Genomic DNA, 12,980 nt, shown 5'->3' with positions numbered 1-12,980 from the left:
TGCCGAGGAGCAGGAACTCGTCGCTAGAGCCCCGCTCGGACGAGGCCCAGCGGGGACGTCTGGAAGGGTCGATCCGATCGGTCCGGGACATCCTTGGTCCCGCTCGCGAGGACCCGCGGATGCCACAACCCAGATGTCACAAGACGCATGCTGATGCGGCGAGCGGGACCCGCCGCGGGCACACCAGGTTCCCGCGGCGGCGAGACGGCTTAGGATTTCATCACAACGACATTGACGCCGTCCTCGGCGCCGAGATCGTAGGTATTGTCACTGACCTTGATGACCGTTCCGATCGTTTCCGTGACCTCGGCGGGTTCTGCCCCGGCATTGATGACCAAGCCGTTGCCAGAACCATCGTCCACCACAAGGGTTGCGGCGTCTGGGCGCGTGACGGAGATCCCCTCCGCCGGCGAGACGACTCGGAGGTCGGCGTTCAGATAACGCACGGAGAGTGCCGAGGGATCGCGGTTGGCCTCGACGAAGGCATCGGCGGCGTCGACCGCGCCGGTTCTGGCCTTCTCCACCAGCGCGGTCGCGGCTGACTTGGCCTTGCTGGCAATCTCCCGGGCCTTTTCACTGGAGGCCGCGTCTCGCACGGCGGCCACGGCTTTATCGAGTTGCTCTTTCCAATTCATGACTAGCTCCAATTTCATCAGTCGTCAGTTTCGGACTCCAACCCACCTGCGGTGTCCGTCGCGGCCACTCCGACTGTGGGCCTTGCCCGGATGCATCGATGGGGACCGATGGTGCCCGGATGGCGTGGGTGCAGAGCCCATCACCCAATCACAATGTTGGAAGCCTTGACCATGCAGCCCAACCTGCTCCCTCGTATCCGGGTCCAATCCGAACCATTTGACACCGCCCACGAGCAAGAGATCCTGTGGCGTGGCTACTCACACGTGGGGGCGGTCGTGACCTTTATCGGTTTGATGCGTGATATCAACGCAGGCCAGCGGGTAAGTGCGATGTGCTTGGAGCATTATCCCGGGATGACCGAGCAGGCGCTCATGAGCATCGCGCGCGAGGCGGCGAGCCGTTGGTCACTCGAGGGGATCAGTCTCCTGCATCGTGTCGGCGAACTCGCGCCTCAGGATCCGATCGTCTTCGTGGGGGTGAGCGCTCGGCATCGCGGCGACGCCTTTCGCGCGTGCGAGTTCTTGATCGACTATCTCAAGACGCGTGCGCCCTTCTGGAAGAAAGAACGCACCCTCTCCGGCGAACGTTGGGTTGAGGCCCGGGAGACGGATGAGCAAGCTGCCCAGCGCTGGAACACGGACCCTTGAGCCGGACACGACTAGGATGCCCCCGCGCACTGGGCGCCTGGCTGGTCGCCGGATGTCGCGGCATGGTCCCGGAAGACGCCTCGCATGGGGGCGTTGCGTCATCGGCCCGAGCGGGGCGGCGCTGGGGAGTGTCACGCACTCAGGTGTGCAGCATGCCGTGATGTTCGATGAAGTCGATGACCACGTCGAGCCCCTCGCCGGTACGCAGATTGGTGAAGACGAAAGGGCGCTCGCCGCGCATGCGTTTGGCATCGCGCTCCATCACCTCGAGCGAGGCCCCAACATGAGGGGCGAGATCGATCTTGTTGATCACCAATAGGTCGGAGCGGGTGATCCCCGGGCCGCCTTTGCGTGGGATCTTCTCGCCCTCGGCGACATCGATCACATAAATGGTCAGATCGGCCAATTCCGGGCTGAAGGTTGCCGCGAGATTATCTCCGCCACTTTCGATGAAGATCAGGTCCAAGTCCGGGAAGCGTTCCTGAAGATCCCCGATCGCGGCCAAATTCATCGAGGCGTCCTCGCGAATCGCGGTGTGCGGACACCCCCCCGTTTCGACGCCGAGGATGCGCTCGGCCGGCAGGGCGGCGGAGCGGATCAGGAATTCGGCATCTTCACGGGTATAGATGTCGTTGGTGACGACCGCGAGTTGGTAGCGATCACGCAATCGTTTGCAGAGTGCGTCCAACAATGCGGTCTTGCCTGATCCGACCGGGCCGCCGACGCCAAGTCGCAAGGGGGTCGCATCCACCATCAGTCTCCTCAAGAGCGGAATAAACGGGTGTACTGGGATTCATGGGCCGCACTCGCGATGGCGAGCGCGGGTGTCGAGGCGCCGATCGAGTGGTCTGGTAAAGCGGCTGCCGTGTCGAGCACCGCGGGAATCCGCTGCGCCAGTCGCACGAGGACCTGCTGGCCCTGAGTTTGTCCAAGCGGGAGCAGTTTCACGCCTGCCAGGACCAGATTTTCGAGCCAGGACCAGGCGTATCCGGCCGCCGCGGCACGCGGGGTGATCTCCCAGCGCGCCGCGGCGAAGGCGAACCCCGCGACTTGGCACCGTGCCAGGTGCGCGCGCGCCCGGTCGGCATCGGGCAACTCCCAAGCGACCAAGAGATCCGCAAGCGCTCGTCCGCGTAGGGATTCTTCGCGGCGCAATTCGGCGCTGTCGCGTCCCGCTAGGAGCCAATCGATCCAGTGCGTCAGACCCACCATGTCGTCTACCAGGATCGCGGCCTGCATCCGCAGGAGCAATGGCAGATCAAAATGGGCCAGGGTCTCCTGCAATTGATCGGTGATCCAATCCTCGAGATCGTCGGCCGCGCGGATCCAGGTCGCCTCAACCGCCCATTCGATGCCCTGCGAATAGGTGAATCCTCCCACGGGAAGTGACGGGCTCGCGAGGTGCAAGAGGCGGAGCAGTGCCGCGCTATCTTCATCCACCATGCTCATGCGCCGCGTGGTCCATGGCATGGCCGGAGTAGGCGCCGGCTTCTGGCTCGAACGGCGCGTCGATGAGGGTGACCGTGAGACCGAGTCCACGCAGCAAGTCGTCGAGGACTTGATCGTGGCGATAGCTCAGGCAGCCCGGCTCGATCTGCAGGGGGACGTGCCGGTTGCCGAGATGATAGGCGGCTCGTGCGAGGAGCTTCGCATCAGTCGTTGTGATCCGTGAGAGCGGCTCGGGTGCGGCGATGATGCGTGCGACCAGGCCGTCCTCCGCGATCAACTCGTCGCCGTGGCGCAGGACGCTGCCGCGCGGCAGGAAGAGACCCGCCTCGCGACCGTCGTCGAGCAGGACGCGAAGACGACAGCGCGTGCGTTGTTCCAGGGTGAGAGTCAGGGTGACATCCGCCGGGATGCTCGCGCGAGTCGCGCGGGTGAAGCGAATGAGTGGTTCGATGTGCGACACGGCTGCGATCCATTGAGTGGTCGAAACGATGATCAGGCTTGCTCCGGGGCAATGATCAGCCTGTTTCGGAACGCCACCGTTGAGGATGCGTCAAGTCCGGGTCGCCCGCAAGCCCGAGACCGGCCAATCTGCGCCCCACCATGCTGGAAGACGAGCCCGCACCCTGGCACGTCCCGGACGGTGGGGCGGCGCGCTCCGGCTTGATGGGCGCGCGAGCGGGAGTGGCTCAATCGGTTGTGTGCTCGGCGAGACGGTGCACGCTTGATGGCGGATTCGGCTGCGTGCCCGGTCCAATGCGCACCTCGATCCGTGGGAGGGGACCAGTCTCTTCATGGATGCGAATACTCCCCCGGACGATGTCGATCTCGACGCGCGTCCAGCTCGTGAAGAGGCCGATGGCGATGCGGGTGTCCTTCTCGGTGAAGAGGCCTTCATGGTGAACCTGGTAGGTCAGCATCTCGTCCTGGTGCGAGAGGCCCTGCCGGATCCGGCTCCATGGGAGTCCAAAACCACGTCCTTCGAGTCGCACGCGCGCGGGTGTCAGGTCGTCGCCCCCCGCAAAGAGGATGACATCGGCCTGATCGGCGATGATGCGCAAGACCCGCGCGGTCGGCTCGGTCTGATCTGACCCAATCTGGGTCGTCTGAATCGTCTTCAGCGGGGTAGCAAGCAGCAGGCCCACAACCATTGCGAGCGCGATGGCCTGATACGTGATGACGGCGAGCACTGGGTGGTTGCGTGCCGCGTGGGCCCAGGCATCCTCGGTGTAACGCGCGCCGTCACGCCGTGGAATCTTCAGGATGACATCATGCAAGAGCCAGCCCGTGCCATAGGTGAAGACCGCCGACCAGATCACATCCGATAGGAAATGATCACCCGCCGCCATGCGTCCGATGCCGAAGAGGGTTCCGAGCAGGAGTGATCCCGCGAGCGCACCCCAGGCGAGTGTTGGTCGCCGCTGTCGCCAGAGGAAGAAGAAGACGCCGAGTACGAAGCCGACGGAGCTGTGGCCACAAGGAAAGGATTTCCCGGCGCCCTGATCGGCCTGGGTGAGCACGAGCGGCGGTCGATAGTCGCGGGATCCTCCGAAGGCTTCGATCTGATGCGGACGCGGCCGTCCCCAATGGTCCTTGAATAGACCGTTGACGATCAGGCCGGGCCCAAGCAAGGTTGTTGCGATGACGAGCACGGCTGGCCACCGCCAGTGCCGCCGGGCGGGCCAGAGCAGTCCAGCGCCAACGGCGAGGAGACCACCGAGTAGCAAGAGCCCAGCCAGCAGGGGCGCGGCTGAGTAGAGAAACGACCACAGCGGCGCCTGAGCGGTGGGCCAGGGGTCGTCCAACCCGGGTCGATAGAACAGGGAGGCGACCTGTATATCGAGGTCGAACAGCCAAAAGGGTAGGGTCCCAAGCAGGGCCAGGATGAGCAGGACACGCCCGGGGCTGGGCCACCTCCGTTGCGGCCGGATTTGAGTGGTCACGGTGGCGCGCATCCGGTTAGGCGAGTGACTTGACCCAGAAGACCATGGGTTTGGGTGTCTCGACGTCCTCGTCGAGATCGCGCCAACTGAAAGTCGTTCGCAACTGTGGTTGTTTCACGAAGCCCTGTTTCGCCCAGAGTCCCTCGAGTGTGCGATGGTTCGCCGGACGGCGGGGATGATCGAGTGGTCGCTCGACGGCACAAAAGCAGACCTGATCGAAGCGTTCCAGAGACCGCGCATGCCGCTCGCGTGCTTCGAGGAAACGGCGTCCGATGCCACGGCCACGGTAGGGTGCGAGTAACACGGATTCACCATAGTAGAAGAGATGATCGAGCGAATCGCCGCGCGCTTGGAAGGGCGCGACGACATGGGGTGTTGCGCTCGCGAGTGGCAGTCCGGTCGCGGCGCCGACCACGCGGTTACCATCGCGCGCGGTCACGATGACGGCGTCCGCTGCCTTGGCGTAGGTTTCAAGATAGCTTGCCTCGTATTCGGCGTCACCGTCATAAAGATATGGGTATTCGCGGAAGACCTGGATGCGCAGTGCAGCCAGCTCGGCGAGCTCCTCCTGAAGCAGGCCGCCGGTGTGAGCCGTGATCAGCAGTTCGGACATAAAAACCTCTTTTTCTGGCGAGACGTTGAACAGAATCCGAACGAATCCTGATGTGACAGCCCGATCTTGTTCGAAACATGACACCATAGGCGGCTGACGCATCCAGCCATGGAACGGCTGATGCCGGTCTCGCCCTGAGCCGATGGTGACTCGACGGCGGCCACGCAAGCCCCCTTCAGTGTGCGAGAGCAGACCCGGTCGGGTGATCGCGAACACGCGTCCGCGGCCCGGATCAGCGGGGATCTCGACAGCAGTGATCGATGCGCGATCCTACCAGGACCGCAGCACCTCATCATGCGTGATTCGCCTGTCTCCAGAGACGGCAATGGATGCAGAGCCCCGTCCAAAATACGCACCCAACCCGCCAACAGTGTCGGACACCGGATCGTTCGGATCAGGATTCCGACAAGGGGCGTGATGCTGCACTGTCATGATCCCGACAGCCGGGTTGATGCCGCTGGAAAAAAGCAAGATTGTTCATGGTCTTGACGTATTGGATTGGCTTGGCCCGCTGCTTGCTTAATTGCCTCCAGAATTGGTTTTCGGGGCCGAAGCCCCCTGTTCTGGAGGCTGCCAGATGGAGTCGAAGTTATCCGTGAATGGTGTGGGGGCGAGCTGCCACGACACCCGTGCAGCGAGCGGCTGTGGCGGCGGCAGTGGCCTGGCAGGTTCCGAATTGCCCGCGGCAATCCGGGCCAAGATCGACAATCACCCCTGTTTCTCCGAGGACGCGCATCATCACTATGCACGCATGCATGTGGCCGTCGCGCCTGCTTGCAACATTCAGTGTCACTACTGCAATCGGAAATACGACTGTTCCAACGAGTCACGCCCCGGGGTGGTCTCGGAACTCTTGACTCCCGATCAGGCCGTCTCGAAGGTTCTCGCCGTTGCGGCGGCCATCCCCCAGATGACTGTGCTTGGGATCGCTGGTCCTGGTGATCCTCTGGCGAACCCACAGCGCACCCTTGAGACCTTTCGACAGCTCACCGAGAAGGCCCCGGACATCAAGCTTTGTGTGTCCACCAATGGATTGGCGTTGCCGGAATTGGTCGATGAGCTCTGTTTGCATAACATCGAGCATGTGACCATCACCATCAATTGTGTCGACCCGGACGTGGGCGCGCAGATCTACCCATGGATCTTCTGGAAGAACCGTCGGGTGACCGGTCGCAAGGCCGCTGAGATCTTGATCGCGCAGCAACAAAAGGGTCTGGAGATGTTGGTCGCGCGCGGGGTCCTCGTTAAGGTGAATTCGGTGTTGATTCCGGGAGTCAACGATGAGCACCTCAAGGAGGTCAGTCGGGTCGTCAAGGCAAAGGGGGCCTTCCTTCATAACGTCATGCCCTTGATCGCCGAACCGGAACACGGGACCTTCTATGGTCTCATGGGGCAGCGCGGGCCCACGGCGGGTGAACTCGGCGCGTTGCAGGAAGCCTGCGCCGGGGACATGAGGATGATGCGTCACTGCCGGCAGTGTCGTGCCGACGCGGTAGGCATGCTTGGCGAGGACCGTGGCGCGGAATTCACCCTCGAGAAGATCGCCGGTCAAGAGATCGACTATGCCGCTGCCATGGTGCGGCGTGCTGAGGTGCACGCCTCGATCGAGGCGCAACGCGCCACCAAGAACCAGACCCCATGCGCAACCCAGGTTCCGTCGCCACGCCCGCGGACCAGTGAAGCCTATGTCTCGCTGGCATCCCTAACGCGTCGCCGACCCACTCAGCCCGCCACCCGCCCTGTCCTCATGGCGGTCGCGACCACGGACGGGCAGCATGTCGACCAGCATTTCGCCCAGGCCCGGACGTTTGCGCTCTACGAGGCCAGTGCATCCGGAATCCGTTTCATCGGTGAGCGCAGGGTCGTTCACGAGCAGGGGGGCAGCACCTCCCGCGACGACACCACGCGCGCTCTGCAGCAGACCATCGAGATGCTTGCGGGTTGCGAGGTCGTGCTCTGTTCACGCATCGGGTATGAGCCCTGGGGACACCTGGAGGCAGCCGGGATCAGGCCGAACGGTGAGTATGCGATGGCCCCGATCGAAGCGGCCATCACCGCAGTCTATCGCGAGATGGTCGCGGCGGGACACGGGCTCTCCCCGGTGACCACGCCGGTCCTCATGACGGCTTGATCTGAGAGGAAAACCAGCCATGGCATTACAGATCATCGAAGGTTGCGTGAACTGCTGGGCCTGTTTGCCGCTCTGTCCGAGCGGTGCGATTCAGGACGCACGGCCGCATTTTCTGATCGACGCGGAACACTGCAGTGAGTGTGCGGGCGACTTTGCCGACCCCCAATGCGCGAGCATCTGTCCGGTCGAGGGTGTCATCCTCGATGGCTTGGGTGTCCCGCTGAATCCACCTGGATCGCTCACCGGTGTTCCGCCGGACCGTTGGGACGTGATCCGCACCGCGATCCAGGCGCGTTGATCATGCACCGGGTCCCCACGAGTCGTCCCGCCGCCTCGGTCGCGGGCGCGCATGCCGCGCCGTCGCGGTCTGCCCTGGGGGTCGATGAACCGCCACCACGGCGTGTCGCGGAAGAGCCTTGCGGCGCGGTGGCGGTCGCTCCGGGGGTGCACTGGGTCGGCGCGCTTGATCCCGGGCTGCGCTGTTTCGATCTGATCCTGAATACGGGCAGCGGGACGACCTACAACAGCTTCGTGGTCCGTGGCGAGTCGGGCGTTGCTGTGATCGACACCGTGAAGGCTGAGTTCGCCGACGATTTCTTCAGGCGTTTGGAAACGGTCGCGCGCTACGAGGAGATCCGGGTCATCGTACTCAACCATCTCGAACCCGACCATACCGGCGCCTTGCCCGAACTCATGCGACGCGCGCCACAGGCCGAGCTTTGCATCTCCAAGCGTGCCCCAGCGCTGCTGAACGCTCTGTTGAAGGTCTCCGGCGATCGCGTGCCCGCCATCAGAACCCTCGACACAGGTGATACGATCGACCTTGGAGGCCAGACACTGCAATGTCTGCATACGCCCTTCTTGCACTGGCCGGATACCCAGTGCACTTGGCTGGCCGAGGCGGGAGTGCTCTTCTCGGGAGACATCTTCGGATCCCACCACTGTGACGAACGACTCTTCGACGACGTCTGTGGGGAGTTCCACTGCGCCTTCGATGACTATTTCGCCCACATCATGCGCCCGTTCAAGCGTCATGTCCGGGCGGCGCTCGAGTTGATCGAGCCCCTGCCGATCGCGCTCATCGCGCCCACCCACGGCCCCATCCTGCGCGAACGTCCACAGGTTTACGTTCAGCGTTACCGAGAATTGGCGACGACGCGGCCAATCCCACCCCTCGACCCCGATCAGCCGGGGCTCGTGATCCTCTACGCGAGTGCGCATGGTGGGACCGCGCGCATGGCCGCGGCGATTCGCGATGGTCTCGAGGAGGGATCCGGCATCTCGGTCGTGCTCCATGAGTTGGGCTGCGGGGATCCGCGGGATGCCGTTGACCTCATCGAATGCGCCGATGTGCTGGTGATCGGGTCGCCCACCATCAATGGCGATGCCGCCAAGGCGATCTGGGATCTGCTCGCGTCACTTTCGCTGATCGACCTCAACGGCAAACTCGCGGCGGCATTTGGATCCTACGGCTGGTCTGGGGAAGCGGTGCGGCTGATCGAGGAGCGATTGCGGGGATTGAAGTTACGCGTGCCCGTCCCGGGTCTGCGCCAGAAGCTCATTCCGAACGAGGCTGAACTTGTCGAGTGTCGGGCCTTCGGTCGGGCACTTGCCAACGCGCTGAATGGCGCCGGGGCCGGCTCCGTCATCGACTTTGCCGACTTGCAATGATCCGTTGCGGGCGGCTCATGACTCAGCGACGGGTGCGCGTCCCATCGCGCTGTTGATTTCACCAATTCACAACCATGACGACCTAAGGAGTCAGACACTATGGCGAAAGCCAAGATCACCTTCACCGATATCGATCAAACCGTGAACGTTCCGGCTGGAACACGCGTGATCGAGGTCTCCGAACGCATCGGCGCCGGCATCATCTACGGCTGTCGCGAGGGCGACTGTGGCACCTGCATGATGCATGTGGAGGAGGGTTGGAACAATCTCACCGAGCCGTCCGTCCTGGAAGAAAAGGTGCTGCGCGAAAACATGGCGAGCCGTCACGATCGCCTCGCCTGTCAGGCGCAGATCCTCGGTGACTGCAAAGTGAAACCGGCCTGATACGGCCGTGTGACCGCGGACATGCGGGTACGAATCCGATGTCCTGATCAGACCCTGGCCCGAGCGGGCTTGGGAGAACAGCGGTGTCCGTGCCGCAACCCATTCGAAGAGAGCGTTCAGATGCCACTCGTGACCTTTTCAAACCCCGACTACAAGGACAAGACGATCTATGCCGTCGCTGGGAGTCATACCGAGACCATTCTCAAACTCGCCAAGGAATACAAGATTCCCTTGCATCATGACTGCCAGGATGGGGAATGCGGAAACTGCTTGGTGCGGGTGACCAGCGTGGCCCGCAAGGGTCGCATGAGCGGACATCTCACCGATAAGGAGCGCACGGTCCTGACGGATCTTGGAAAACTCAGCAAGGAGGACATCGAGCAGATCAGTGTTGATGACATGCCCAGTGAGTGGCGTCTCGCCTGTCAGATGATCGTGCGGGACGAAGACATTCTCGTGGAGTATTGACACCATGTCGGCCTTGGCCCTCGATCCTGAGCAGGATGCCGCCCGGATCTCTGCCCGTCTTATGGCGCGGGCTGCCGGGGTCGGCAATGACCAAGCCTTTGCGAGTATGATCGCGACCGCCGCCGTTGGCGGCGGCGCATTGCCGCCTTGGCTCGGATTGGACCCCGCGGCGTTTCGTTGTCTCCTGGAGCACCACTTTCCAGGGACGACGGCGCATGGTCTGTTCGACTGGGTGGGTGGTACGCGGATCGCGGATGAGCGCGTCGACGAGTGGAATGACCTGTTGCGATTGCTGCTCATGCACAAGGCGGGTGATTCCCCGTCCGAAGTTTGGATGGCGCATGTGGTTGCAACCGGTTGCCTGGCGAACAATCATTTGTGGCAGGACCTCGGCCTCTGGGACCGTGGCGAACTGACCGCGCTCATGCGGCGCAATTTCCCATCGCTTGCCGTGCGCAACGTGCATGATATGAAATGGAAGCGATTTCTCTATAAACAGCTTTGCGAGGCGGAAGGTATCTACACCTGCAGAGCGCCGTCGTGCGAGGTTTGCACCGACTATTATGCTTGTTTTGGACCTGAGTCCTGAGTTTATCAACATCCCCGCGACCTCGAAGGATCTGTGTGATCGCGCGGTTGGGGCCTATCTTGGTCTGGCCGTCGGCGATGCGCTCGGTGCCACCGTTGAGTTCATGACACCGAACGAGATCCGTGAGCGCTACGGCCAGCATCGCAACCTGATTGGCGGCGGTTGGCTCAATCTGCGCAAGGGGAAGGTGACCGACGATACCGAGATGAGTCTCGCGCTCGGTCGCAGCATCCTTGCCGTCGGCGCGGTGGAGGCCTGTGCCATCGCCGAGGCGTTCAGCGGGTGGATGCGGGGAAAGCCAATCGACATCGGTCACACCGTCCGCCGCGGGATCAGTCAGTATCGCCTGACCGGTCGTTGCGAGATGCCCGAGAGTGAGCATGACGCGGGCAATGGCGCCTGCATGCGCTGCCTGCCGATCGCACTCTTTACGCTCGGTGCCGAAGTGGAGCGTGTTGCCGCCGCCAATCGCATCCAGTCCCACGTCACGCATCACAATCCGCTGGCCGATGCCGGGACCCTGACCGTGATCCGCCTGGTGCAAGCGGCCCTCATGGGCGCACCGAAACGCGAGCTCAGACGTCTCGCCGATGCGCTCGCGCAGGATCAACCCCTGTATCGTTTCGATCGCGGCCGCATGGAGAATCCAAGCGGCTATCTGGTCGACACCTTGCGTGCCGTGTTGCAAGCACTCTTCGCGACCAATGATTTCGACAGTGCGCTCATTGATGTCGTCAATCGAGGTGGTGATGCCGACACCACGGGTGCCATTCTGGGAATGATCGTCGGCGCACTCTACGGGCGTGATGCCATTCCACGACGTTTGCTTGGGCCACTTGAAAAGGCGACGGTCGAAGCCTGCGAGGAGCAGGCCATCGCGTTGGTCAGTGCCTCGCCGCGCGGCCAGGCCTGCCGACAACGCTCGCGGGGATGAGTGCAGTTAGAGTGATCCGGGCTGCGTCGGCCCGGTGATCGCCGGTCATGTTCAGGGGCGTCACCATGCCATGAGACGGGGGTGATGCCGATCGAATCGAGACCAATCGCCAGCTTCGGGCTATCCTAGGAGACGATCGCGTGCGCGCAGGCCGCGACGGTGCACCGTCGAGCAGGCCGGGCGTGCATCTCAGAGACCGCTGAGCGACAGCGGCAGCGATCTCGTCAAGCGCGACCGCGCCGGAGATGGACCCTTGGATATCGCCGAATTACTCGCCTTCAGTGTCAAGAATAACGCGTCCGACCTGCATCTATCCGCTGGTTTGCCACCCATGATTCGCGTCGACGGCGACATGCGTCGAATCAATGTTCCACCGCTCGAACATCGATCCGTGCACTCGCTGGTCTACGACATCATGAATGACAAGCAGCGCAAGGACTACGAGGAGTTCCTCGAGACCGATTTCTCGTTCGAGATTCCGGGCCTGGCGCGCTTTCGTGTCAACGCTTTCAACCAGAAGCGTGGGGCGGGCGCGGTGTTCCGGACCATCCCCTCGAAGGTCTTGTCGCTGGAGGAATTGAGCGCGCCGGAGAGCTTCAAGGAGATCGTGAGTGTGCCGCGCGGCCTCATCCTGGTGACCGGCCCGACGGGGTCGGGTAAGTCCACGACCCTGGCCGCGATGATCGATTTCCTCAATGAGACCGAATACGCCCATATCCTCACGATCGAGGACCCGATCGAGTTTGTACACACCAGTAAGAAATGTCTGATCAATCAGCGTGAGGTGCATCGTGACACGCTGGGCTTCAGTGAGGCCCTGCGGTCGGCCTTGCGTCAGGACCCGGATATCATCCTGGTCGGCGAGATGCGCGATCTCGAAACCATCCGGCTGGCCCTGACCGCATCCGAGACCGGTCACCTCGTCTTTGGGACGTTGCACACCACCTCCGCGGCGAAGACCATCGACCGCATCATCGACGTCTTTCCAGCAGCCGAAAAGGAGATGGTGCGCTCCATGCTCTCGGAGTCGTTGCGCGCGGTCATCGCGCAGACCCTGCTGAAACGCATCGGGGGCGGGCGCGTCGCCGCGCATGAGATCATGATTGGAACCCCCGCGATTCGGAACCTGATCCGCGAGGCGAAGGTGGCGCAGATGTACTCGGCGATCCAGACGGGCCAGGCCAGCGGGATGCAGACTCTCGACCAAAACCTGAAGGATCTGGTCAAACAGGGATTGATCTCCAAGAGTGACGCCAAGGGCAAGGCGCAAAACAAGGACGGCTTCATGTGATGGTCGCTTGGCCTCTTCGGCGCGGGGCTGGAACTGCCGGAGCTGTTCCCTGAGCGCTCGCCGTCCCGACTGGTTTCGCCCAGACCATCCACCACGCGCGACCCGTGCCGATCGGATTCATGGGTCCGCTGTCGCCATGCCGTGTTGCGCGTTTCCTGTCCACATCATCGAACTGACGGAGGAGTGGGAGCGGACCGTCGGGCCAGTAAGGCCTGCATCGACCCATC

The 12,980-nt window shown here is 62.8% G+C and carries 15 protein-coding genes; 9 read left to right on the top strand and 6 right to left on the bottom strand.

The genetic code is table 11. The features are described from left to right. Positions 1-209: 209 nt before the first annotated feature. Positions 210-635, bottom strand: coding sequence for a hypothetical protein (locus CKO25_RS12885; RefSeq protein ID WP_200388347.1), 426 nt, complete (start codon positions 633-635; stop codon positions 210-212). A 171-nt stretch (positions 636-806) separates the two neighbouring features. Between CKO25_RS12885 and moaE the strand changes: the two genes are divergently transcribed. Further along, entirely contained in the window at positions 807-1,283 is a 477-nt protein-coding gene (gene moaE / locus CKO25_RS12880; protein WP_200388346.1) for a molybdopterin synthase catalytic subunit MoaE, read from the top strand. A 139-nt stretch (positions 1,284-1,422) separates the two neighbouring features. On the opposite strand, the gene ureG is transcribed toward moaE, so the two are convergent. From ureG to CKO25_RS12855, 5 genes are all read right to left on the bottom strand, one after another. Continuing rightward, positions 1,423-2,037 carry an urease accessory protein UreG gene (gene ureG / locus CKO25_RS12875; protein WP_200388345.1) on the bottom strand — a complete coding sequence of 205 codons (615 nt, stop codon included), beginning with the start codon at positions 2,035-2,037 and terminating at the stop codon, positions 1,423-1,425. Positions 2,038-2,045: 8 nt separating this feature from the next. Continuing rightward, positions 2,046-2,732, bottom strand: a complete 687-nt coding sequence (locus CKO25_RS12870) for an urease accessory protein UreF (protein WP_200388344.1) — start codon at positions 2,730-2,732, stop codon at positions 2,046-2,048. Next, positions 2,716-3,192, bottom strand: a complete 477-nt coding sequence (ureE, locus tag CKO25_RS12865) for an urease accessory protein UreE (protein ID WP_200388343.1) — start codon at positions 3,190-3,192, stop codon at positions 2,716-2,718. The genes CKO25_RS12870 and ureE overlap by 17 nt, the downstream gene beginning before the upstream one ends. A 226-nt stretch (positions 3,193-3,418) precedes the next feature. Continuing rightward, entirely contained in the window at positions 3,419-4,672 is a 1,254-nt protein-coding gene (locus tag CKO25_RS12860; RefSeq protein ID WP_338115127.1) for a phosphatase PAP2 family protein, read from the bottom strand. 16 nt (positions 4,673-4,688) lie between these two features. Then, a complete protein-coding gene (locus CKO25_RS12855; protein WP_200388341.1) occupies positions 4,689-5,285 on the bottom strand; it encodes a GNAT family N-acetyltransferase in 597 nt (198 codons plus the stop codon). Positions 5,286-5,862: 577 nt separating this feature from the next. Between CKO25_RS12855 and nifB the strand changes: the two genes are divergently transcribed. The 8 genes from nifB to CKO25_RS12815 all read left to right on the top strand — a co-directional run bounded on the left by nifB (position 5,863) and on the right by CKO25_RS12815 (position 12,753). Next, the gene (gene nifB, locus CKO25_RS12850) at positions 5,863-7,416 is read left to right on the top strand and encodes a nitrogenase cofactor biosynthesis protein NifB (RefSeq protein ID WP_200388340.1); all 1,554 of its coding nucleotides are present in this window, start codon (positions 5,863-5,865) and stop codon (positions 7,414-7,416) included. A 19-nt stretch (positions 7,417-7,435) separates the two neighbouring features. After that, positions 7,436-7,714, top strand: coding sequence for a 4Fe-4S dicluster domain-containing protein (locus tag CKO25_RS12845; protein ID WP_200388339.1), 279 nt, complete (start codon positions 7,436-7,438; stop codon positions 7,712-7,714). A 2-nt stretch (positions 7,715-7,716) separates the two neighbouring features. Further along, positions 7,717-9,087 (top strand): FprA family A-type flavoprotein, encoded by a 1,371-nt coding sequence (locus tag CKO25_RS12840; RefSeq protein ID WP_200388338.1) that lies wholly within the window; start codon positions 7,717-7,719, stop codon positions 9,085-9,087. A gap of 99 nt (positions 9,088-9,186) precedes the next feature. Further along, positions 9,187-9,471 (top strand): 2Fe-2S iron-sulfur cluster-binding protein, encoded by a 285-nt coding sequence (locus tag CKO25_RS12835; protein ID WP_200388337.1) that lies wholly within the window; start codon positions 9,187-9,189, stop codon positions 9,469-9,471. A 120-nt stretch (positions 9,472-9,591) separates the two neighbouring features. Beyond that, positions 9,592-9,939 carry a 2Fe-2S iron-sulfur cluster-binding protein gene (locus tag CKO25_RS12830; RefSeq protein WP_200388336.1) on the top strand — a complete coding sequence of 116 codons (348 nt, stop codon included), beginning with the start codon at positions 9,592-9,594 and terminating at the stop codon, positions 9,937-9,939. Between the two features lie 4 nt (positions 9,940-9,943). Beyond that, a complete protein-coding gene (locus CKO25_RS12825) occupies positions 9,944-10,528 on the top strand; it encodes a nitrogen fixation protein NifQ (RefSeq protein ID WP_200388335.1) in 585 nt (194 codons plus the stop codon). Further along, positions 10,503-11,462, top strand: coding sequence for an ADP-ribosyl-[dinitrogen reductase] hydrolase (gene draG, locus CKO25_RS12820; RefSeq protein ID WP_200388334.1), 960 nt, complete (start codon positions 10,503-10,505; stop codon positions 11,460-11,462). The genes CKO25_RS12825 and draG overlap by 26 nt, the downstream gene beginning before the upstream one ends. Positions 11,463-11,715: 253 nt before the next feature. Beyond that, positions 11,716-12,753: a type IV pilus twitching motility protein PilT gene (locus tag CKO25_RS12815; RefSeq protein WP_200388333.1), complete on the top strand. Its 1,038-nt coding sequence runs from the start codon at positions 11,716-11,718 to the stop codon at positions 12,751-12,753. Positions 12,754-12,980: the final 227 nt, after the last annotated feature.

This window comes from Thiocapsa imhoffii, assembly GCF_016583985.1.
GTDB classification, from domain to species: domain Bacteria; phylum Pseudomonadota; class Gammaproteobacteria; order Chromatiales; family Chromatiaceae; genus Thiocapsa; species Thiocapsa imhoffii.
The sequence above is the reverse complement of the archived record's forward strand: the minus strand, read 5'-3'. Positions and strand labels throughout refer to the sequence as shown.